The organism is Dyella sp. (genome assembly GCF_051954575.1).
In the GTDB taxonomy this organism is placed as follows: Bacteria; Pseudomonadota; Gammaproteobacteria; order Xanthomonadales; family Rhodanobacteraceae; genus Dyella_B.
Genome location: NZ_JBQCHP010000066.1, coordinates 1 through 23,538 on the forward strand (window position 1 = coordinate 1; position 23,538 = coordinate 23,538).

A 23,538-nucleotide genomic window follows, 5' to 3' on the forward strand; every position below is an offset into this window, starting at 1 on the left:
CAGCGGCCAGGCTGCTCGGCGTGCCCAGCGCGGTGCATATCGCCGGTGGCGAACTGGTCGCTTTGCACGAAATCGGCTACGGCGGCCGGCGCAAATGGAAAGGACGGCTGCGCGAAGCGCTGGTGCTGCGCGGTGCGAACGCCATCACCGCGGCCAGCACGCCGATCATCGATTCGCTGCGCGCGCTGGGCCATCGCGCGATACGCATACCGTTGGGCGTGGATTTGCGAGTCTGGCCGCCGCTGGCGCCGCGCGCACGCAGCGGTGGCACGGCGCGCTTGATCCACGTCGCCAGCATCAACCGCGTCAAAGACCAGCCGACGCTGCTGCGTGCGCTGGCGACGCTGGCCAGGGAAGGGCTGGATTTCCAACTGGACATCGTCGGCGTCGATACCTTGCATGGCGAGATGCGCGTGCTGGTGCGGCAACTCGGCTTGCAACAGCATGTGCGCTTTCTGGATTTCAAGACGCAGCGCCAGTTGCGTCCCTTGATGGAAACGGCGGACCTGCTGGTGATGTCGTCCTTGCATGAAGCCGGTCCGCTGGTGCTGCTCGAAGCGGCGGTCACCGGTGTGCCGACGGTGGGTACGGCGGTGGGGCATCTCGTCGAATGGGCGCCGGCCGCGGCACTCGCGGTGCGGCCGGGCGATTGGGTGGCATTGGCCGCGGCCATTCGCAGTGTGCTTGTGGATGAAGCGCTGCGGTTGCGGTTGGCGCGCGAAGCGCAGCGTTGTGCGTTGAAGGAGAACGCGGATTGCACGGCGCAGTTGTTCGAGGCTTTGTATCGGCGGTTGGTTGGGGCCTCGAACCCAACCTACGGGGATATTCGGCAAGTGTGAATATGCGATTGATTTCACATCCGAAGCGCTTAGCGCAACACGTCTGTCACGAGTGCTAGGAAATGTCCTGAAATGACATCGCCGTGCGCCATTTCCGTAAGCACCATAGCGTCATGAGCGATCCCGTCGGCGTTCGCGGTCGATGCCATTCATGGCATTCCCCGCGCTGCATTTCGTGTCGTGTGATTGGATTCACATCCACGCCATTTCGCCACAACGTTACGTGATCGAAAGTGGTACTTACGCGGCATTGTTACGAGTCTGCACGTGTTTTACATGTCATCAGTGCGGCAATTCGTCCTGAAATGACAACCGCATGCGCATCAGCCAGGGGACAAGATGGTGAGCAAGAAGATCGACGCGTCGAGCATCGAGCTGTGGCGTTATTACCGCAGGCAACCGTGCCTGTTCGCGCAGCTGCCGGAAGCGTGGCAGCTGTCGGTGGAGGCGAACTATCACGATGCGATGAGGCGGCTGCGGATGCGGCAGCGGCGCAAGGCGATCCCCATTTCGATCATGGCGACGTTCGCGGCGTTGAGCGTCGGCAAGGCGAAATCGACGGTCTACACCACCACGCTGACCGGCACTTCGGCCGATACCTCATACAGCTCATCGACGGATGCGAACGGCAACCTGGTCTATCACTTTGCCGATGGCGACAGCATCACCACCACGGGTAGCGGCGCCAATGTTTATGGCGTGGATCTGGAGAACAGCAATCCCAAAGTGATCCTGCAGGCAGGTGCGAGTGGAACGGGACAGCTGAATTTTTCCAGCGTGCGACCCGCGACCGGCGTGTTTGGCGAGGTGGACACGGTCAATGTGAACAATGGCGCCAACCTCACCGTCAACGGCAACAGCACCATCTATGCCCAGACCGCGGATGTGTGGAACAGTACGGCGATCGGTCTGAAGGTCATCAATTCCACTGCGACGTTCAACGGCACCACGACCGTCAGCACGTACACGCCCGGTTACTCTCAGGCGGTGTACATCGGTCACAGCTTCGTGACGTTCAACGGCGATGTCTCCTTTACCGCGCAGGCGCGCGGCTCGATGACCAGCGCGCTCTACAACTCCGGCGGCGGTTACGGCAATGTGGTGATCAACGGCAATGCCACCGTGCAGGGGCTCGGCATCTGGCCGAACGACAACGTGCATGGCATCTACAACGATGGCATGAATACCCGTTTGACCATTACCGGCAACCTGAACCTCACGGCCAAGTCGTACGGCTCCACGGTGATGGGTATCCGCAACCAGGGCAATCTGCGGATCGACGGCAACGCGACCATTACCGCCACGGGCCCGCGTTCGGCCTACGGCATCGACAACCGGCATCGCACGGCGCGCACTTACGTGGGCGGCGATCTCACCGTGTCGGTGGTCAACACCACCGGTTACACGCCGTTCGGCAATCCGGTCGGCGTGAGCAATACGTACGGGGTGGCCGATTTCCTTACAGTGGGCGGTGCGGCAAATATCAGCGTTTCCGCAGCCACCACGGATTACGCCATCACCAGCAACGGCACCACGTCGTTCACCAATGCCGCCAAGGTCGTTACGCTGCGCACCAGCGCAACGTGCTCGACCTGCGACGTGTTCGGCGCGCAGAACACCGGTGGCGTGCTCACCTTTGCAGGCGGCCTGGACGTTGCCGAAACCACCAGCGGAACCGGACATCGCTACGCGATCTGGAATGTCGCGGGTAACAGCGTCGATGCGACGGTCAAGGTCAACCAGGGCAACAACCAGCTGGTAAACATCGACGGCGACGTGCTGACCGGCAACGTGACGGACGCCACCACCGGCACAGTCTACAAGGGCACCACGGCGCTCAATCTTGATACCAGTAGCTCGTATCTCAAAGGCCTGGTGCTCGGCTACACGCAGACCGGCAGCGCCCAATTGTCGTTCACCAACGGCGCCAGCTGGATGCCGACCGGCACCGGCACGCTGGTCACCGATTTCGGTACGGGTAACCTGGTTATCGGTTCAGGCAGCGCGATCGACATGGCCGGCAGCTGGGGCGTGTTCTCGGTGGGCAGCGTGCCTTCCCACAGCTTGCGTACGTTACAGGTCGACAGCACCAGCAGCAGCGGCGCCAGCATGAGTCTTTCCGATGGCGCGGTATTTACCCTGCTCAGCGATGTTCGCAACGGACAGGCGGACAAGGTGGTGTTCGGCGGCGGTATCAAGGCGTTCACCGCGCAGGGCACGCAAGACATCCGCATCGCCTACGACCCGGTGCTGGACGATACGTCGTGGGTCAACGCCAATGCGATGCAGAAGGGTGTGACGATCGCGGCATCCAGCCCCATTGTGATCGTCGATGCGAGTTCTGCCGCAAACGGTACGGCGAGTTTCCTGGGGGCGGCGGGGCTGACCAGCCAATGGGGCACCACCTATCAGAACGCGCTGGTGCGTTACTCCTACGTGCCAGTGGTAAGCCTGAGCGCCGATCACAAGCAGATTCTGCTTACCGGCATCGATATTCTCGGTAGCGGCAGCAGCTCCACGAGCGGTACGTCGACGCCGCCCCCTTCGGGCTCCAGCGGCGCGTCGACATCGACCTCTTCAAATTCCACCGGTACGTCGACGCCGTCATCGAGCGGCACCAGCACCGCAGGTACGGCAAGCACCGGCAGCAGCACGACCACCGTGGCGACGCCGCCACCTATTGCGAGCACCGGCGGCGTCGCCGCGCAAAACAGTGCCGCGGTGACTCCATCCACTGGCGTACTGGTGGGGGCCGATGCGGCGTTCGCGCTTGCCAATATCTGGCAGATCGATGACCAGGCCGTGTCCCGCCGCAGCGAATCGGCGCGCCTAGGCCAGGTTTCCGGCGCCTCCGGCGCATGGATGGATACGGACACCGGCGACTTCACCGGGCAGACCAGCGACGGCCGTAGCTATCGCCAACGCCGCACCAATGTATCGATCGGCGCGGAACGGATGTCCGAATTCGACGGCGAGCAAAATGCGCTCGGCCTGGTCTACACGCACACCGATTCCCACGCCAGCCTGCAGAACGGCAGCGCCGACTTGCGCGGCGATTCGATCGGCGTTTACGACACCTGGAATTCCCGCCGCGGCGTGTTTGCCGATGCGACGGTGCGTGTTGGTCAGTTGCGCGACAGCTATACCTCGACGGATGCGTTCGGAAGCACGTCGGGCCACTATCGGCCGTATGCCGCCAGCGTCTCCGCGCGCGCCGGGTGGCGTTACCGGGACGAAGGCGGCGGCTATATCGAACCGCAGGTGCAGGCGGCCTACGGCTCGATCGGTTCCAGCAGCTACGTCGCTAGCGATCAGGTGCATTTCGACGTGAGCCGCAACCGAACCTTCCTCACGCGAGCCGGTGTGCTGGTGGGCCAGGTATTCGCGCCTTCGGCTTCGGTCACCGGCGACATGTATCTGCGCGTGTCGGCCATTCATACCGTGGGCAGCCGCACCCATCTCACCGCATCGCTCGACGGCGGTTCAGTGCCGGTGAGCCTGCCTTCGCGACGCGGCACGGCCGGTGAACTGGCCGTTGGTGCGCATATTGCGCTGGCCGGGCGCTGGAGCCTTTTTGCCGAAGCAGGGCAGGTGTCGAAATCCGATGCAGTGGCCGGCGGATGGCACGCGAGTGCGGGTGTGCGGGCAAGTTTCTAGTCAACGCCGCGAACTCCCTCCCCTACGTGCAGTAGGGGAGGGTCGTGGTGGGGTGAAGCAACTGCGCGGTAAAATTCAAGCCGTGTGGCAAGCCCGTACAACCCCACCCTAACCCTCCCCTGCACGCAGGGGAGGGGACTGCATCGCGCATTGTGATGTGGAGCGTGGCACTGTTTGGGTTTGCACCCATCTATGGGTCATTGCATCTCTTTAAGACCAAGCATGAGCAAACCTGTCAATACCGTCATCTTCGATCTCGGCAACGTCCTGATCGGCTGGGATCCGCGCCGCCTTTATCGGCAATTGATCGATGACGAGGAGCGCATGGAGTGGTTCCTGCGTGAAGTCTGCAACCACGAATGGAACGAGCAGCAGGATGCAGGGCGCCCATGGCACGAAGGCACTGCCATGCTGCGCGAGCGCTTTCCCGAACACGCCGAGCTGATCGACGCCTACCACTTGCGCTGGAAGGAAACCCTGGTCGGACCGATCGAAGGCAGCGTCGCGTTGCTGGCCGAACTCAAGGAGCGCGGCGTGCGTGTATTGGCGTTGACCAACTGGTCGCAGGAAACCTTTCCCATCGCGCGGCAGCTGTTTCCGTTCCTGGGATGGTTCGAAGGCATCGTGGTGTCTGGCGAGGAACGATTGGTGAAGCCCGATCCGCGTATTTATCGATGCTTGCTGGAGCGCTATGCGGTGGATCCTGCGACCGCGTTGTACATCGACGATTCGGCGCGCAACGTCGAAGCGGCCGAGGCGCTTGGGATGCATGGCCATTGGTTTCGCGATCCGGCAGGGTTGCGTGAACGCTTGATGGGGCTGGGGCTTCTGTAGGTTGGGGTGCAAACCCCAACATGGCCATGCATACATTGGGATGTTGGGGTTTACACCCCAACCTACGCATCAAAAATGCTGCAGCGCCTCCCGCACCACATACAAGGTATCCATCCGCGGCACCGGCCGCGTCAGCCAGGTCAGCAGGCGGCGGCCGTGCTTCAAGGTCACCCAGCTTTGCCCTTGCAGCCACACTTGCGTGCGCACCATGTCCGCACGTTCCTGCTTCGCTTCCTGCGTGGGCTTGATGCGCTGCTTCACGCAGCGTCCGGCCTCCTGCATCGACCGCGACCACTCGATGCCGGGCAATGCGCTGAGCCACAGCGCCGAGCAAGATACCTGCGTAAGCGTATGCCGCCGCGACAATGCGCGCAGCAGGGGTGCGCAATGCGGTTCGATGCGTTCCAGCACGCCACGCGGCACGGCATTAGGGAAATAGCGCGCCACCATGCGTAGCGGCGGCAGCGCCCACCATGGCGATTGGCCGTCGCTCCACAAGGCTTTCCAATCACTCGCGAGCATCCGCGTGGCCAGCAGCGAGATATCGTTGAGATGAATCAAGCGCAAGCTGCGCCCGCACAGGTTGCCGGCGGCGTGCAGCAGCAAGTGGCTCATCAACGCGCCGTTCGACGGATACGGATTCAAGCCCGGTGACGGTTGGCGCGGATAGATCCGATCGGTGATGTCGACGGTGGAAACCGGCAGGCGTTCCTGGATGCGCGTGTGCAGCTCGATATTGATCGGCGTATCGCGATGTTCGCCCAGGCCCATCACTGGCGCACCGGCCGCCGGCTTGAACGTGAGGTGTTTCCACTGCGCGAACGATTCCACATAACCCAGCGCCTGCAGCAGTTTGCTGGCCAGGTCCAGGTCTTCTTCACGCACCAGCAGATCGACATCGGCCATCGGCCGCTCGCCGGGCGCGTACAAGCCGATGGCATGCAGCGCCGAGCCTTTCAAAGCCACCATCGCCACACCGGCGGAGCGCGCTTCGGCGTCGATGCGCCGGAGCAATTGGGCAATGCGCTGGTGGCGGCATTCCACATGCGCGCGCTGGCTTTCCAGGAAGCGCCGCCACGCCGGGTTCTGCCACGCCGAATGGTGGCAAAGCAGGGGTGAGACGCCGTGCGCGGCGGCGGCAGCGGAGGCGAGCTGCCATTCCAGTTCGTTCCACGCCGGCGCCGCGTCACCGGGACGGGCCAGTTCGTGGGCCAGTGTTTCAGTAGTGCGGCGCAGGCCGGCTTTAACGAGTTTGAGCGGTGGCAACATGGCGGATGACAATCGTCGCGATGGGCGAGGTGGCGTGTTCGGTGCGGTGTGCGTATTCGTTGGCGATCAGCGCGTTCCATTGCGCATCCAGCGCCGCGAGCGCTTCGTGGTAATGCTCCGGCGTTTGCGCGGGCCGCGATTGCTGCAAGGTGACTTGCGCATGCAAGAGGTCGCGCACGCGGCGATAGAACTCCGAGTCGTAGGCGCCGCGGAACATCATGGACAGGTCGTCGCTGTCGTCCCAGTGCGTCTTCTTGCCGAGCTGCGCCTTGACCTGTTCGTAGAATTTGGTACCGGGCAGGGGATAGGACACGCTCACGCCGATATCATCCGGTGCGGCCCGCGTCACCAGTTCGCGTGTGGCCAGCAGGTCGTCCAATTGCTCACCGAGATAGCCGAGCTGGATGAAGAAACCGACACGCACGCCGCGGCGGCCGAGCCGTTCGCGCGCGGCGATCAGTTCCGGCACGGTGGTGCCTTTGTGCATGGCATCGAGCACGCGCTGGCTGCCGCTTTCCGCACCGATCCACGCTTCGGCGCAGCCGGCAAGTTTCAACGCATCGGCCATGCGTTCGCTGATCAGGTCGGCACGGGTTTGAATGGTGAATGGCACAGAGCCATCGGCAACGCGAAGATGCTCGGCGAATTCGGTGACCCAGTCCACGTGGAAGCCGAAGATGTCATCGGCCATCCAGATGTGGTCGGGCTGGAAGCTACGTTTCAGATATGTCATTTCCGCCGCCATGTCCTCGGCGCTGCGCTGCTTGTAGTGGTTGCCCCAGATCGGCTTGGCGCACCAGGTACAGCGGAACGGGCAGCCGCGCGACGCGGCCATGTTGAGGCTGAAATAACCGTGCCGTTCGCGCCACATGCGCCGATAGCGATCGATATCGAGCAGGTCCCACGCAGGGCGTAGCGTCAACCGCGGATCGGGCGGCACCACGCCGATGCGCGTGACATGGGTCTGTTCGCTGACCAAGGTGGCCACGCCGGTGATGCCCGACACCCAATCGGCGTTGTCGATGTGCGGATCGCGCTCCAGGCGTTGAAGCAATTGGGTGAGCGCGGCGATGCCTTCGCCGATCAGCACCGCATGCGCGCCGGCGGCAAGAAAGGCTTCCGGCTGGTCCGAAGCATCGGAGCCCGCCACGATGATGCGCGCGCCACACGCGCGCGCCTCGCCGATCATATGGCAGGCCGCTTCGCGCATGCGGCTAAGGCACATTTTGGTGAGGTAGTTGAAGTTGTCTTCGTAGAACACGACGACATCGGGCATTGCATCGTGCAATGTTTGCGCGTAATCCTCCACGCCGTCGGCGAGCATGGCGTCGAACACGCTGACCTGATGGCCCATCTGCCGCAACAGCGCGGCCACCTGGATCGTCGCCAGCGGGGGATAGGGCTTGCCGCGCTCCCATTGTTTCCGGTCGTACCGCAGGAAATAGGAGTGGCCGACCTGAATCCTTAGCATCCGTAGCGCCTCGTAGCCATGGGAAGTGCAGCCCGCATGGCTGCGTGACCGTAAGTGCTTGGGGAGGCGGTTTCGGTTGCGTGCGTGCTGTTTCGTCTTTACGTGAAGGTTACAGGTCTTGCCTCATCGTCATTCCGGCGAAAGTCGGAATCCAGTTTTAATACGCCGTGCGAAGCACTCAAAATCGATGTTGTGTCCTTCGGACGCATGCTTTAACTGGATTCCGGCTTTCGCCGGAATGAACGATGAGGAGCGGTCCGGGCATTTCGCATATGGCAACCTTTTGCCCGTTGGAACGCACCTACGCCAGACCCATCGGCTGCAAGGCTCCGTTCGATCCGCATGGCCGCGACTTTTCCCCACGTCGTTCGCGACGTCAGTGCCGACCCTTTTGGCGAGCGCTTCCCCAGGCATTTATCCATACACAAGCAACTGCTGGGCGGCAGCTTTCGGTTCGAAAGCGCGAGCGAGGCCTTGTTGGACCTGGTGGAGGCGGCCTATGGCGGTTTGCCGCCGCATCGCTTGCCGATGGCCACGGCGGATTTCCGCATCGAACTGCGCCTGGTTCCACGTACCCATGCGCCCGCTTTTCGCGAGCCGCCACCGGTGCAGATGCAATCGGGCGCAGGTTTCCTGTGCGGCGTGATGGACGCCTCGAACTATGTGATGGTGTCGCAGGCACAGCAGCGCGCATTGGTCGTGGCCTCGGAAGACATGCTTGGTTTTCCCTATCACCTGCGCTACGAGCTGATCGAATTCGCCGTGTTCATCCTGGCGACGCGCGGCCTGGGCCTGGTGCCGCTGCATGGCGCCTGTGTGGGACGGCACGGGCGCGGCCTTTTGCTGCTTGGCGCCAGCGGGGCAGGCAAATCCACCGTCGCCTTGCACAGCCTGCTCAACGGCCTGGAATTTCTTTCCGAAGACGCTGTGCTGGTAGATCCGGACACCTTGCTGGCCACCGGCGTCGCCAACTATCTGCATATGAAGGCCGATGCCTTGCGTTTTATCGAGGACGAAGCCGCGCGCCGCTGGATCGGCAACGCACCGGTGATCCGCCGCCGCAGTGGCGTCGAGAAATTCGAAGCCGACTTGCGCCACGGGCATGGCAGGCTGGCGCCGTCGCCGTTGAAGCTGGCGGGCGCGGTGCTCGTTTCCAGCGGGCCGGCAACGGATGCCGATGGGCTGTTGCATCCCATACCTAAGGACGAAATCGCCGCGCGCCTGCATGCCGATCAACCGTATGCATCCGGACAGCCGGGCTGGTTGTCTTTCCAGCAGAAACTGGTGCAGAGGGGCGTGTACGAGCTGCGGCGCGGGCCTCATCCACAACGGTCGGTAGATGCCTTGCTGCGCTTGCTGGAACAGCCATGAAGGCGAGTTCGCATCAAGCGCATGCCTTCCGGCAAATGCTCAAGGCGACCAGCCTCGCCGCCATGGTCGCCTACGTGGCGCTATCCCTGGCCAGCGCATTGGCCGGCAGCGCGGCCGCGGTACTGCTGGTGCCGCTGGTGCAACCGGGGCATGTGCTGGTGCTGGGTGGCAGAGCGTTCGACGTGCGCGGCAACATGGAAATACATGCGGCGATATTCGCCGTGGTCACCCTGGTCTTCGCCTTGCTACGCTGGCAGGCCGCGCGCCTGGCGGCGCGCCTGGTTGGCGACTATGGCATGGACTTGCGGCGCACCGTGCATGCGCGCCTGATCGATGCCTCGCTGGCTTCCCTGGCCGATGCCAGTTCCGCCGAAATCGCCAACGTACTCACCTACAACGTCGAGATCATCACGCAGGGGTTCACCGCCTTGCTGCAACTGCTGGTGGCGGGCATGACGGCGGCGATCAGCCTCGCGCTCGCGTTCTGGGTATCGCCGCCGCTGGCCCTGGCCGCGCCGGTGCTTGCGATGCTTGCCGTGGCCGCTTCGCGCATCAGCTCTCGCGCGCAATCGGCGGTGAGCCGGCAATACGTGTCCGACCTTACGCGACTGTTCTGGCATAGCGAGGATTTTCCGCGCCGCTTGCGCCACGTGCGCTCGTTCGGCCGCGAGGATGCGGAAAAGAAAAGCTATGGCGACATCGCCGCACGGCTGGGCCATGGCTATCGGCGCCAGTTGGATCTGATCGCCTCGGGCCGGCTCACCTTGGAATTGCTCGCAGCGGTGGGTATCGCGGCGATTTTCATCTTGGCGTATCGCCTGCCGGGCGTCGACCAGGCGTCGCTTATCGCCGTGTGCCTGCTGCTTGGACGATTGCTGCCGTACCTGATATCGACCCGCCAGAGTTTCCAGCAACTGCATTCGGCGGTGCCGGCATTCGAGCTCTGGCAGCGCTACATGAAACTGGATGCCGTGCATCTGGCCCGTGCGAAAGCCAGCGCCGCCCATGCGCCTGGCGCGCTGCATATCGAGCGCGTGCAGCTCGCACCGCCGTTATCGGCGCTCGATATCCGCGACGTGTCCCTGGTGTCTGGCGCGCTGACCCTGATCTGGGGCGATTCCGGCATCGGCAAAAGCAGCCTGGTCGACGTGCTGGCCGGTATGATGTCGCCGGTGTCGTTCGCTGCGCACATGGGTGGGCACGCGCTGGATTTTGCCGCCTATCGCGAGCTGGTGCGCCATGGCGCATACGTCAGCCAGAGCGTGCGCCCATGGCAGGATACCGTGCGCGAATGCCTGCTGTGGGCGGCGCCGGACGCATCCGACGCCATGCTGCACGGCGCATTGGCCGACGTCGGCCTCGACAAGCGCCTGGCCGGTTCGCCCGATGGGCTGGACACAGCGTTGAACAACGCATCCAGCCGCTTTTCCGGCGGTGAACTGCAGCGCCTGTTGCTGGCCCAGGTGATTCTTCGCCAACCGTTTATCGCCTTGCTGGACGAGGCGACCAGCGCGCTCGACGCAGCCTCGGAAATGGCCGTGTTGTCGGCACTCAAGCGGCGCTTGCCCGAGACCATCTTGATCGTGATATCGCATCGCGGCAGCGTGGCGGCGATTGCGGATCAGTGTGTCGATATCGGCGCGGATTTCGCCGCGGTCGTTTCGAAAGGATCCACGTTGCCACGCCATCATCACGCGAAGGCGATCTGACTGTGCTCGCTGTATCAGCCCGACGCGGGCAATGCCAATGGTGCGAACAGACGGTGGGTATGGGACAGGAGTACGATGGCGCGTTGCATGGCGTTCACCTCACACCGCACTTCATTCAAAACCCCGTCACGAGGAAAGCAGGCATGAAAAAGCATCTCTCCGCATCGATCCTCTCCGGCGCCATCTTCTTCGCCACCTCTGCGCTTGCTGCGCTTGCGCCGGGTGCCGCCGCGCCGGACTTCACCGCCCAGGCCAGCCTGGCAGGCAAGAGTTTCACCTTCTCGCTCAAGGATGCGCTCAAGAAAGGCCCGGTAGTGGTGTATTTCTACCCATCGGCCTACACCGGCGGCTGCGATATCGAAGCGCATACCTTCGCCACCGAAAAAGCCAAGTTCGACGCCGCCGGCGCCACCATCATCGGCGTCTCTGCCGACAGCCTCGACCGCCTCAATACGTTCTCATCCGATCCGAAATACTGCGCCGGCAAGTTCCCGGTCGCCTCCGACGCGAGCGGCAGCATCGCCGCTTCTTACGAACTGAAGACCGAAGCGGCCCAGCCCGGCCTCACCGACGTCCGCGGCGCCGCGATCAATCATGGCTTTATCGAACGCACCACCTTCGTCATCGGCCGCGACGGCAAGATCATCGCCACGCTTTCGTCGCAGGCGGATCATCTGCATCCTGAGGACCATGTGAAGAAATCGCTGGCGATTGTGCAGAAGTTGCAGGGCGGCAAGGCGCCGTAACGGCTCGCTCTTTTGTTGGACAAATATAAGACGAACCGCGCGACCGAGCCCCTCTCCCAACAGGAGAGGGGTTGGTGCATCAGCGCGCAATAACTACTCCTGCGCCAGTGGTAAGCATCGCGCTTGGCCCGAACGCTCATCCGATAGAGGGATTCACTAGGAATTCTTCGTAAATTGCTACCTGGCCTTCAAAAACCCCTTGCCGGCCAACCCAAGTTTCAAGTTATGCTCTTCCCGGGGAAAGGACAGGGAGGGGTTATGGATGCTTCCAGCAAGTTCGCGGTAGCCGGCGTGGCGACCATGGCAATCATCATTGGCGGATACATCGGCTATGGCCAATACGCGCGAGGCCATGACATGGGCCAGGCACAGCGGGACTCTACCTCGCAACACCGAAGCGCAACAGAATCCGGGCAACGACAGCCGCCATCGCAATTGCCCGCTTCCCGCATCGCTACCGACATAACGGAACTTCGAACGCAGTATCGTCGCCTCACACCCGATGAGCGATGTGTCGATGGCATCGTCGTATTGGTGAATGCTTCTACGCATGTGCAGTCCGATTCCACGGGAAAGCGGGTGCGTTGCAGTGGTGAGTATGCAGAGCGATAGCTGAGCCAGGCTGCAGCGTCACCTGGTTCCTTTCATGTCACAAGTAGTGGGAGAAGCATGCGCATTGCGAACTATTTGATGTTGCTGGCGGCACTGGTATTGACGGTTTCCGGCTGTTCAAAAAAACAGGAAGCCGGACCATCGTCCATTCACGGCGAATCAGCAAAAGCAGGCGCCAAGCTGGCCTATGAGCACCACCTGCGCATCGAGCTTCAGGAGAAAGACATAGCACCACGCATGGCCTCTGTGCGTGAAGCCTGCGAATCGGCGCGCTTTGGTGCCTGCAATATCTTGCGCATCGAACAGAGCGAGCACGATGGAACGCTGACAGTACGCATCGTGCCTTCGGGTGTGGAGGCGCTCAGCGGCCTTGCAAGCCAGAATGGCAGGCTGGCTTGGCGGGAAACACGGGCGGAAGACCTGGCCGATGCGGTCAACGACAACGCGCAGAAACTGAAGCAGTTGGAGGCCTACTCCACCCAAATAGAACAGCTTTCCCAACGTAAGGATCTCGCAACCAACGATCTGATCGCACTAAGCCACGAACGCGCGCAGATCCAGGTGGAACGTGAAAATTTGCAAAACGTTGCAGCCCAGCAGCAAAGGCGTCTTGACACAAACCTTCTGCAATTGGACTTCAGCGATGAAGCGCACGGCCACCGCTTAGGTCTTTCTCTCAACGCTTGGACCGATGAGTTGCGCGAGGGCATCGATGATGCGCTGTCCATGCTTGCCTATGGCATTCCATTCCTGCTGTTGGCGTTCCCGTTGGCCTTGGGTTGGCGATGGTTCTGGCGACGAGTGACCCGAAAGTCGCGCAACAGCATCTAGGCAGGAATTACTCCGCGCGAAATACCACCTGTAGGTTGGTCTGAGGCGAAGCCGAACCCCAACATAAGATGTGCATGGCAACGTTGGGTTTCGGCTGCGCCTCTACCCAACCTACGGGACAGCGTCCAATAACGCATCGACCGCGAGCGTGCATAAAATATGTTTGTCTTCGTATCGTTCGGTCCACAGATCCATTGGATGCAAGCGCAGCCTGGAGACCCCGCGGGGCTGGCTTTCATCCTGCTTGCCTTACTCGCGCTTGTAGCATTTTTTGTCGTGCGCCGGATTTCACGCAAACCAGGGCGATTTCGTGGCGATCTGACCAGGCAGTTGCTGGAGATGCCGATAAGGCGATTTCGCAAGAAGCGTAGACGGCGTTGAGCCATGCCGTCTTGTAGGCTGTGATGCCAATCCCGGCGTAGAAATGTGTGGACGCTGTCCTGATGGCGCAAAGTTACGAAGCTATCGGTTGCGCAGCGCGCTCGAACAGCAGCGTCGGGTTGCCGCGATACGTCGCGGTTCTGGTCTGCGTATAGCCACACTTTTCAGCCACTCGCACCGACGCGGCATTGTCCGGATCGATCATGCATACCGTAGGCGCGCCGGGCCAGCGGCGGTCTGCCCATAGCGTGACGGCGCGCAGCGCTTCGGTCGCGTACCCTTGGCCATGCGCATCGGGCGAGAGCGCCCAGCCGGCTTCGGGAATGTTGCCGAGCGGGGGCTCCATGTCGCGCTGGTAATCGGCGAAACCGACTTCACCGATAAAGCGTTCGGTGGCGCGCTCGCGGATCACCCAATAGCCGAAGCCGAGCATGGCCCAATGGCCAGCGTAACGCAGCAGCCGCGCCCAGGTTTCCTCGTGGTTGAAAGGCCTGCCGCCGATGAAGCGCGTGACGCTCGCGTCGGACCACATGGCGAGGCTGTCTTCGAAATCGCGAAGGGTATGGGGGCGTAGTACGAGGCGTTCGGTGTCGATCTGCAGGGTGGTGTCGGGCATGAAAGGTGATGAGCAGGGTTGGCGGCGAGGGCATTAACTTAAGCCGCCTTTCGTGCGAATACTGCGAAAATTTTCAAACCGCCGTCCCGGACCCGGCGATTTGTTGGATCCTCAAAGTCACTGGACCCCGGCTTTCGCCGGGGCGACGGTGTTCAAGTCAGTGCCATTGGGGTTGGCGGAGTCTAACCCGCCTTCATCCATGCAAATGACCATGCATATGCCCCTGGCACAAGCATTCCCCATCCGCGTCGACGCTGCCGAACATGTTGTGCAACAGCGCCTCGCTTGGGCCCCACTCGCCGATGGCCGGATGGATCAGCAGCGCCTTGCGCGCGGTCAGCCTTGCATTGGTCAGGGCCGCATCGATGGCTGCGCGTTCATAAGCCTTTACGGCATGCACCAGCCCGCGTACTTCGTCGGGCAGCGGTGCGATGGGTTCGGGCATGATCGAATCCTGGCCGATGCGCGCCGCGGTTTCGATGATGTCATCGTCCGGCAGATCGGGCAGGGCGCCGCGGTTGCGCGTGTTGACCACGATGGTGGCGGGCTTGGCGCCGGTCAGCGCGCTCATCACATCGATCGCAATACGGTGATAGCCGGTCGCGACGCGGAAGGGATCGACCTGCAGGCTCACGTCCGGATCGAACGCCGAGCCACCTTCGGCTTCCAGCTTCATGTAGGAGCCGGAGCGCTGGTTGAGGTACGCCGCATAGGCGGTCACCGCGCCATCGCCGTCGCCAGCGGTCAGCCGGCTTTTCAACGTGTCGATCAATGCCTGGTTGAGCTGGTGGATTTCGGCGCCGCGGCTGCCGCCTTGCTGCCGCTGGTTGTGCAGCGCGCGCCGGCGTTCGTAGTAGAAGAACAGGTATTCGGTGGGAATGAGCCGCAGCGAGCGGATCATGTTGAAGTCGAACAGCGGCGCAAGATAGAGCTGGCGCAGCAGTTCGTCGCTGCCGAGCAACTTGTCCATCACATCCTGGCCGCGCACGCGCACGCCGCGTACCCAGCCCAGGTGATTGAGGCCAACGTAATCGCATTGCACGTCGTGCAGCGGTTCGCCCAGCGCCTTGGCGATGTTGTGGAAAAGTTCGGTGGGCGTATCGCAGATGCCGACCATCTTCACCCGCGTGTGCGTGGTGACGGCCTGGGTGATCAGGCCGGCAGGATTGGTGAAGTTCACCAGCCACGCATCGGGGCTCAAGCGTTCCACCAGGCGCGCCTGCTCGAGTGCAGCGGGTACGGTGCGCAGCGCCATGGCGACGCCGGCCGGGCCGGTGGTTTCCTGGCCCGGGTAGCCATGCTCGATGGCGGCGCGCTCGTCCGCCGCGCGTCCGGCGATGCCGCCGACGCGGATGCTGTTCAACACGAAATGCGCGCCGTCGATGGCGTCCTCGGCGCTGGCCGCCGCGCGCAGGCGCAGCGAGCCGCCGGATTTGGCCACGATCGCCTTGCCCAGTTCCACCATCACCGCGAGGCGTTCCTGATCGGGATCGTAGAGCACCATTTCCCCGGCGCCCAAGGCTTCCGTGGCTTCGTCGACGCCGAAGATCACCAACGGTGCGCGCACGCCGCCGCCACCGATCAGGGCGATCTTACGGTCCATAGGTTTGCTCATAGATACTCCTCAACGAAATGGAATTGGGTAGGCCTTCCAGCGCGCCGACGCGCGTGCTGCACAGCGCGCCGCAAATGCAGGCGCGCCGCAGGCATTCTTCGGCCGTTTCACCGTTCAATACGCCGTCGATGAAGCCGGCGTCGAACGCGTCGCCGGCGCCGGTGGTGTCCACGGCTTCGACGCGCGGCGGCGGCACGTTGATCAGTTCGCCATTGACGACGGCCGCCGCACCCGCTGCACCCAGCTTGATCACGCCATGCAGGATGTTCATCGACGACACCCAGTCGCGAAACGCTTCGGCGCTGTCGTCGCCGGTCAGCACCTGGGTTTCGGTCTGGTTGGGAAAGAAATAATCCACCGCGCGGCAGGTCCATTGGTTGGCCGGATCGCGCAGCCAGTCCGGACTGAAGCCCACGTCCAGCGAGGTGGTGCAGCCTGCCTTGCGCAAGATGGGGAACAGGCGTTTGGCGATGTCCGCGGCAAGCGGCATGGCGAAATGCACATGGCGGCCGGCGATCATCTCGGTGCGAATCGCCGCTTCGTCCAGCAGCTCGCCCAGGCGCTGGTTGGCGCCGCGATAGGTGTAGAACGTGCGGTCTTGTGCGGTGGACACGCTCACGGTTACGCCGGTGCCCAAGGGATCGGCGCGCAGGCCTTCGGCGGTCAGGCCGAAACTGCGCAGGCGCGTTTCGAACCAGGCGCGATCGGCGGCGCCGATCAGCCCGATCAGGCGCACGCGGCGTTGCAGGCGCGCCAATGCGCATGCGGTGTTGACCGCGCCACCGCCCAGTTCACGCAGGTAATGCTCGGCGTGCACTTCTTCGCCCGGGGCGGGCCAGTGCTGGAATCCGCTGAAAACGTGATCGGCGTAAATCTCGCCGACCACCACGACGTCCCAACGCTTCATGATTTCTGAAAAGGCCAAACTTTGCGTCTCCATGCATCGATTGCGTAAATGAGCGTGCCAACCACCATGGCCGCAGTGCCCGCCAAAATGTGTCGCCACGGGCTGGTGCATACGATGTAGAGCCAGCCGACCACGCTGATCAGCACCGGCAACGGATACAGCGGCATGCGGAAAATGTTGGGATCGCTACGGCTGCGACGGCGCAGCAAGACGATTGCCAGACACTGCGCCAGGTACTGGAACATGATCTGGATTACCATCAACGCGGCGATCAATTCGTCCAGCGGTAGCGCACAAGCCAGCGCTGATGCCGCGCCGGTAAACAGCAGCGATACAGTCGGAAAGCGCCCGCGCGGATGCAGGCGCGCAAACACGCGAAAGAACTGTCCGGACGCGGCGGCGGCATATGGCACGCGTGAGTAACCCAGCAGTACCACCAGCGCCGAGCCCCAGCTTGCCAGCAGGATCAACAGCACCGCTGTGATGCTGCCGGTGCGTCCGTAGATCGCCTGCATGAAATCGGCCACCACAGCCTTGGATTGCGCCGCCTGCTGCCACGGCAACACGCCGAGCACTGCAACGTTCAGTCCCATGTAGAGCAGCGCCACCACCGGAATCGACACCAGCACGGCCAGCGGAATGGTGCGCTGTGGCCGTTTGATCTCGCCGCCCAGCATGCACACATTGTTGTAGCCGCCGTAGTCGTACACGGCGATCAGGCTGACTGCGCCAAGCCCCAGCCAGAAACCATGCTGGGAATCACTGCCCATATGCATGAAGCGCACGGCCAGATGCATGTCGAAATGCAGCAGGCCGCTCAACACGATCCACACGCTGGCGCCGATCACCGCCACGCTCACCAGCAAGGAAAGCCGCTGCACCGAATCGACCCGGCGATACAGCAGCGCCGTATTCACCAGGCACAGCGCGACGGCGGCAAGCACCTGGCCCGCGTGGCCGAGGCTGGGAACAAGGAACGCCAGGTATTGCGAAAAACCTACGGCCGCCGAACCGATCGACAGCGGTGCGGTAAGCACCGTCTGCCACAGATACAGAAAACCGAATAGACGTCCAAGCCGCTCGCTGCCATAGGCCGTGCGCAAGTAATGGTACGGACCGCCGGATTCGGGAATGCTCGAACCCAGCTCCGCCCACACCATGCCATCGCACAGGCACAGCAAGGCTCCGGCGAGCCAGCCAACCAGCACCATCGGGCCGGCCAAGGCCGAAAGCGCCAGCGGAATAGTGATGAACGGGCCGACGCCGATCATGTTGAGCAAGTTGGCCGAAAGACCGCCCCAGAAGCCCATCACGCGCGGCGGTGCGGCGCCGGGCTCGGCCATTGGCATCGCCAAGCTTGCGTGCTGCTCGTCGGCCGTTTTGGGGTACTGCCCGAACACGTTCATCATGCGCTACCCACCAGGTTGTCCGCGCAACGCACCGGCGCGGCATGCGTCTGGCGCAGGTCCAGGATCAGCATGCGGTTATCGCCAACCGTCAGCCACTCTGCCGGACAATACAGGCATTGCTGCGGGCCGATATGCCAATAGCGGCCCAGCAGATGGCCGTTGATCCAGACGTAGCCCTTGGTCCACGCGCGCATGTCCACGTAGACATCGCCGAGCTTTTCCAGATGCAAGTTCGCCTGGAAGAACAGTCCCGGGCGTTCGGGCTGGCCAAGCGCCGGTTTCAGGTTCGCGATAAAGGCGTCATCCAGAGGCAGGCCATAGACCTGCCAATCGTGCAGTGGCTTGCCATCCAGATGCACGCTGCCGACCAAGCCTTTGCGGTCGCCGATCTGCGGGCCGAAATTGATGTGGCCGAAGCTGTCGATGAGGATGTCCAGCATCATCGGTTGATCGCTGCCGGTGTGCGTCAGATGCAGATCGGGCGAGCTGTGCAGCCGCGCATCGCGCACGCGCGAGATGGAGCCGCGCTCGGCCTGGTCGACATGCACGATCGCATAATCGCGTACGCCATCGATGCGCAGATGACGGCCGCGGTTTACGCGCTTGCGATAAACCACCAGCCCCTGGTTTTGCTGCAGCAGTTGCTCGTTGCTGGCCGGTGCGTGGGTTTGTACCGGCGTAGCGGGCAGGTTGTCCCAGAGCGATGCAAACGGTGTGGGTAGCGCTTCGGCGAACAAACCTTTGGGGCAGGGCGGTGGTATCGAAGGCAACGCATTTCCCGTTGCGTCGCCGATGATCTCGCGCAACACGTGGTACGCCGGCGTGGGATCGCCGCGCTCGTCGATCGGCGCGCCATAGTCGTAGCTGGTGATGACCGGCTGGAAGTTCGAGCCATCGTCATCTGCATTGGCGCCGGCGCTCAGGCCGAAGTTGGTGCCGCCGTGCACGACATACAGGTTGAACGAATAACCGGCGGCGATGATCCTGCGCAGTGCTTGCGCGCAATCTTTATGCGCCAGTTCGTGCTCACCCCAATGCGTTAGCCAGCCCGGATACGCTTCACCGACCCAGGTCGGTACCTGCGGTGCGAAGTGCGCACCTTCGCGCAATTGTGGCGGTTCGGCGCCATCCAGGCCGAGCGCGGCGCCCGGCAGATAGGCGTGGCGGCGTTTCAGGTCGGGCAAGACATCGCTGATCGAAAACGGTCCGTCGATGCCGTGCGCTTTCCAAAGATCACGAATGGCTTGCAGATAGCCGACGTCGGCGGCGAACGATGAATACTCGTTCTCCACCTGCAACATCAGGATCGGGCCGCCCGCATCGATCATCAGCGGCGCGATCTTCGGCGCGATGGCGGCGATATAGCGTTGCACCGCCGCCATGTAGTCGGCATCGTGCCGATCGCGCAGCTTGATGTTCGGATGGCGCAGAAGGTACGGCGGCAAACCGCCCATATCCCATTCGCCGCATATGTACGGGCCGGGCCGCAGATATACCCACATGCCTTCCTGCTGGCAAAGGGTGATGAAGGCGGTGAAGTCGCGGTTTGCGCTGAAGTCGAAAACGCCGGGTTCGCGTTCCAGATGGTTCCACATGATGTAGATGGCGATGGTGTTCAGCCCCATCGCCTTGGCCATGCGGATACGGTGTTGCCAGTGCGAGGCGGGAATGCGGGAGGGGTGCATTTCGCCGCTGCGGATCTGGAAGGGTTTACCGTCCAACATAAAATCGTGGTGTTGCAAGGTGAAGCGGTGTGGCTTGCCGTCTGGAGTCGGTGTCGGAACGCCTGTGCTTGGCGTGGCGAGGATGTGACGATCCCACGCCAGTGCGGAGAGCAGGGTGAACTGGATGAAGTGACGGCGTTTCATGCGTGCACGATGCAACCCTCTCCCCTACGTGTAGTAGGGGAGGGCTGGGGTGGGGTGAAGCCATCTCGCGGTGAATTCATGCCATGCGGCAAGCGCATGCAACCCCACCCCGATCCTCCCCTACTACACGTAGGGGAGGGAGCAATGCATCGCGGTTGAAACGGGGTACGCATCATCAGAAGTTGTACTTCACTGTCAGCAATGACGTCATGCCGGTATCGACAATGTCGGAGATCACCAGGCTGTTCCTGCCGATGTGCGCCCAGTAGCTGTGATTGTCGGCCAGGTTGGAAATGGACAAATCCACCTGCAGGCCGTTCTGGAACGCATAACCCGCATGCAGGTCCAGTCGCTTGATTGGCCGGATCCACAAATCGTCCCAGGGGGCGCCCTGGTTCAAATAGTCGTAGTTGGCCAGCCATGCGCTGGTGTAGTGATAGCTCAGGTTGAGCGAAAAACCGTTCTTCTCGTAGAACACTTCCGCGTTCGCCATGAACTTGGGCGCGCTCTGGATTTCTTCGTTATGGAAGCCGGCAATGCCTAGATCCGCCTTGGTGTTCTGGCGGGTGGCGTTGAAGCTGACGCCAAGGCCATCGAACGGGTCAGGAAGAAACTTGAACTTCTGGTGCGTATCCAGCTCCACGCCATAGACGCGGGCATTACCGCCGTTTTCGGGTGTCCTGTAGAGGATCAGCCCGTTGCCGGTGATGCCGGAACTGGCCTGTTGGCCGCCCGCATCGTAGATGTAGTGGCTCAAGTGCTTGTAGAAGCCGGCCACCGACGCATAGCCGCCGTTGTTGTTGTTCCACTGGCCGGAGAAGTCGAGGTTGGTGGCCTTGATCACTTTCAGGTTGGGGTTGCCACGCGTGATGGTGGTAACGCCCTCGGAAATGCTGATCGAGGAACTGCTGCCCAACTGGTACAGGGAAGGGCGCGTATAGCTTTGCCACAGGCCGACACGATAGATGCTGCCGTCGCTGGGCCGGTAATTGAGGAACACGCTCGGCAACGGTTCGTTGTAGACGGTGTGGTTGCTCTGGAAATAACCGGGAATCTCGTTGCCGGAACTGTCCTGCGGCACCACCCAGTAAGTGTTCTGGATGCTGGTGTGCTCGAAGCGCAGGCCGGGGATGATTTCCAGGTTGCCGATATTGAACGTGGCCTTGCCATAGATGGCGCTGACCGCTTCGCGTCCGCGCAGGGTGTCGCAGTTGTAGTTGTTGACGTAGAGGCTGTCGCCGCAGGTATCCAGGTCGCTGGGCACCAGGTATTGCTGGATCAGGTTGGAGACGCCCGATTCGCTGACCTTGGGCGCCTTCCAGTTGTACGCGCCCGGGTAAATCGAGTTCCAGGTGCCGTTGAAGATGCCTAAGTCACCCAGCGTGGTTACGCCGTCGTTGATGCCCGCGGTCGACCAGTCGCGATTGTTGTAGTTGCGCACGCTTTCGGTGAACTTGGCGCCGAACTGGATCGAGGACAGGCTGCCGTCGGTGAAGTCATAGCGGAAGTCGACCTTGCCGCCGCCCTTGCGCTGGCCGGAGTAGATCTTGGTGAGCTCGCCGTAATCGTTGGCCCATAGCGAGGGAATGTCGTTGACCTTGGCCGCCAATGCAGGCGTCAGCTGCGGATAGGGGAAACTGCCCGGGCCGTAGCTCATCAGCGAGCTGCCGCTGTAGGCAAAGTTGGTCTGCGAGTATTTGTCTTCGCGGCCGTCGATTTCCACGTGATTCGGGCGATCGTTGTCGCCGAAGCTGTAGAACACGTTCGGCGAGATGGTCCAGCCGCCGACGGTCTTGTCGGCGCCGAGCTGGAAGGTGGTCAGGTCCGCTACTTCCGGATTGGTTTCGTACCAGTAGCGGGCGGCGATGCGGCCGATGTTCGGCGTGTACACGTCGCTGCTGCCGACCTGCTGATACGTGACGTTCTTCGGAAGGATCTGCGTGAATGCGGTGTCCTGCGTGGTCTGCGCGTAGGCGTAAGTCATGCGCAGGTACGTGCTGAGCGTTTCGTCTACTTTATAGTCGAACGAGAAATTGCCACCGTAGCGACGGTCATAACCCGGCACCACGCCGACGTTCATGCCGGTGCTGCTCAGGTTCCTGGATGGATCGTAGCCGGCCGCATTGTTGCCATTGGCATCGGTGTGTGCGAATTCCCACGAGCCATCGTTCAAGGCGCTGGTGGCGGCGGCCTCTTCGCTGTTCACGTAGGCGCGGTAGTCGTAATACGCGCTGGCGTACACGCCAAATTGCTTCTCGCTGCCGAACTTGGTCTGGAAATCGCCGGCAAAACCGCCGCCCAGGCCGCTGTTGCCATAGTCGCGTGCGCGGCTTTCCATGCGTCCGCTGACCGACACGCTGCCGCTGGTGGTCTTGGCGAAATCGAATGCCGTCGGTGTGCGGAAATCCACCGTGCCGCCGATCGCATCACCATCCATATCGGCGGTGGACGTCTTGTTCATCACGATGGTCTGCAGGCCCGAAGGCGGCAGCAAGCTCAACTGCACGCTGCGGCTGTATGGCATGCCTTGCGCCACATCGACGCCATTGATCAGGTTGACGTCGTAATCGGCCGGCAAGCCGCGTACCGTGGCGTAGACACCTTCGCCACGCGCCGCGCCATCTACGCCGGAGAAATAGCCCGAGCCGGTATTGGTGACATTCACGCCCGGAAGCAGGCCCAGCGCTTCGGCGACGTTGTGCACTGCCGTGTGCTGCAAGCTGGCGGCCGACAATACGTTGACGGTGTTGGGCGCATCCATCTGCATGCTGGACGCATCGTAACGATTGGCCGCCACGATCAGCCCCTTGAGTTCGGCAACCTTTTTCAGGCCGATGGTGACCGTGGCCGGACCACTGCTGCCTACCGTCAGCGGCGAGCGGGTGATGGCGAAACCCGCTTGCGAGACGGAAACGGTGTAATTGCCTGCCGGCACGTTCGCGAAAACGAAATTGCCTTCTTTATCTGCCGTGGCGGTGTAGCCGGTGCCGTCCAGTGACACGCGCGCATTGGCTACCGGTTGTCCTGAATTTTCCTGCTGCAAGTGCCCGCGCACTTCGGTGGCCAGGACCTGCGAGGCGATGCACGTGGCAGCAACGCCCAGCAAGACGGCAACTGTCAACTTACTGCGCTTTAAACCAGCCGTTTTCATTCGGGTTCTCCAATTACAGGATGCGACCGTACGACGGGCTCTCCCCCCGCTGGTGTTCGGTCTTTCGTGATGGCGACGCGACGATCTGCACGCCCGTCCGCGGCCCGCTGCGCAGGCCGTCAACCGGAAGGTGCGAGGACATGCCAGCTCGACCAGCAAGCCGGAACGCGTATCGTCAGGTCATTAAAGGATTTTCAGGCGGCCAGCAGCGGCGGCGAATAGCCGGCGATGCATTTGCCGCGGGCGCGCAGG

General features: G+C 62.3%; 15 protein-coding genes. 7 read left to right on the forward strand and 8 right to left on the reverse strand.

Annotation, left to right across the window (positions count from 1 at the left end; all coding sequences use genetic code 11):
* The 3 genes from ACTHNE_RS09025 to ACTHNE_RS09035 form a co-directional block, all read left to right on the forward strand.
* On the forward strand, positions 1–839 hold an 839-nt coding region (locus ACTHNE_RS09025; protein WP_440269085.1), incomplete at its 5' end, for a glycosyltransferase family 4 protein.
* Between the two features lie 339 nt (positions 840–1,178).
* Entirely contained in the window at positions 1,179–4,496 is a 3,318-nt protein-coding gene (locus ACTHNE_RS09030) for an autotransporter outer membrane beta-barrel domain-containing protein (protein WP_440269086.1), read from the forward strand.
* Positions 4,497–4,718: 222 nt separating this feature from the next.
* Positions 4,719–5,330, forward strand: a complete 612-nt coding sequence (locus ACTHNE_RS09035; protein ID WP_440269087.1) for an HAD family hydrolase — start codon at positions 4,719–4,721, stop codon at positions 5,328–5,330.
* Between the two features lie 69 nt (positions 5,331–5,399).
* On the opposite strand, the gene ACTHNE_RS09040 is transcribed toward ACTHNE_RS09035, so the two are convergent.
* Both ACTHNE_RS09040 and ACTHNE_RS09045 read right to left on the reverse strand, forming a co-directional pair.
* Positions 5,400–6,599 carry a nucleotidyltransferase family protein gene (locus ACTHNE_RS09040; protein ID WP_324945497.1) on the reverse strand — a complete coding sequence of 400 codons (1,200 nt, stop codon included), beginning with the start codon at positions 6,597–6,599 and terminating at the stop codon, positions 5,400–5,402.
* Positions 6,574–8,070: a B12-binding domain-containing radical SAM protein gene (locus ACTHNE_RS09045; protein ID WP_440269088.1), complete on the reverse strand. Its 1,497-nt coding sequence runs from the start codon at positions 8,068–8,070 to the stop codon at positions 6,574–6,576. The genes ACTHNE_RS09040 and ACTHNE_RS09045 overlap by 26 nt, the downstream gene beginning before the upstream one ends.
* A 342-nt stretch (positions 8,071–8,412) precedes the next feature.
* Between ACTHNE_RS09045 and ACTHNE_RS09050 the strand changes: the two genes are divergently transcribed.
* The 4 genes from ACTHNE_RS09050 (at position 8,413) to ACTHNE_RS09065 (ending at position 13,339) form a co-directional block, all read left to right on the forward strand.
* On the forward strand, positions 8,413–9,441 hold the full coding sequence (locus ACTHNE_RS09050) for a serine kinase (RefSeq protein WP_324945492.1): 1,029 nt from the start codon (positions 8,413–8,415) through the stop codon (positions 9,439–9,441).
* Positions 9,438–11,150, forward strand: a complete 1,713-nt coding sequence (locus tag ACTHNE_RS09055) for an ATP-binding cassette domain-containing protein (protein WP_440269089.1) — start codon at positions 9,438–9,440, stop codon at positions 11,148–11,150. Before ACTHNE_RS09050 ends, ACTHNE_RS09055 begins: the two co-directional genes overlap by 4 nt.
* Before the next feature lie 143 nt (positions 11,151–11,293).
* A complete protein-coding gene (locus tag ACTHNE_RS09060) occupies positions 11,294–11,896 on the forward strand; it encodes a peroxiredoxin (RefSeq protein WP_440269090.1) in 603 nt (200 codons plus the stop codon).
* A gap of 669 nt (positions 11,897–12,565) precedes the next feature.
* Positions 12,566–13,339 carry a DUF4349 domain-containing protein gene (locus ACTHNE_RS09065; RefSeq protein WP_440269091.1) on the forward strand — a complete coding sequence of 258 codons (774 nt, stop codon included), beginning with the start codon at positions 12,566–12,568 and terminating at the stop codon, positions 13,337–13,339.
* 454 nt (positions 13,340–13,793) lie between these two features.
* On the opposite strand, the gene ACTHNE_RS09070 is transcribed toward ACTHNE_RS09065, so the two are convergent.
* The 6 genes from ACTHNE_RS09070 to ACTHNE_RS09095 all read right to left on the reverse strand — a co-directional run bounded on the left by ACTHNE_RS09070 (position 13,794) and on the right by ACTHNE_RS09095 (position 23,286).
* Positions 13,794–14,336 carry a GNAT family N-acetyltransferase gene (locus ACTHNE_RS09070; RefSeq protein ID WP_440269092.1) on the reverse strand — a complete coding sequence of 181 codons (543 nt, stop codon included), beginning with the start codon at positions 14,334–14,336 and terminating at the stop codon, positions 13,794–13,796.
* A gap of 193 nt (positions 14,337–14,529) precedes the next feature.
* The gene (locus tag ACTHNE_RS09075) at positions 14,530–15,951 is read right to left on the reverse strand and encodes a family 4 glycosyl hydrolase (RefSeq protein ID WP_324945476.1); all 1,422 of its coding nucleotides are present in this window, start codon (positions 15,949–15,951) and stop codon (positions 14,530–14,532) included.
* Positions 15,929–16,858, reverse strand: coding sequence for a carbohydrate kinase family protein (locus ACTHNE_RS09080; RefSeq protein WP_324945474.1), 930 nt, complete (start codon positions 16,856–16,858; stop codon positions 15,929–15,931). Before ACTHNE_RS09080 ends, ACTHNE_RS09075 begins: the two co-directional genes overlap by 23 nt.
* Positions 16,855–18,267 (reverse strand): APC family permease, encoded by a 1,413-nt coding sequence (locus ACTHNE_RS09085; protein WP_440269093.1) that lies wholly within the window; start codon positions 18,265–18,267, stop codon positions 16,855–16,857. Before ACTHNE_RS09085 ends, ACTHNE_RS09080 begins: the two co-directional genes overlap by 4 nt.
* Entirely contained in the window at positions 18,264–20,135 is a 1,872-nt protein-coding gene (locus tag ACTHNE_RS09090) for a beta-galactosidase (RefSeq protein WP_440269094.1), read from the reverse strand. Before ACTHNE_RS09090 ends, ACTHNE_RS09085 begins: the two co-directional genes overlap by 4 nt.
* A 175-nt stretch (positions 20,136–20,310) precedes the next feature.
* The gene (locus ACTHNE_RS09095; RefSeq protein WP_414649768.1) at positions 20,311–23,286 is read right to left on the reverse strand and encodes a TonB-dependent receptor; all 2,976 of its coding nucleotides are present in this window, start codon (positions 23,284–23,286) and stop codon (positions 20,311–20,313) included.
* Between the last annotated feature and the right edge of the window lie 252 nt (positions 23,287–23,538).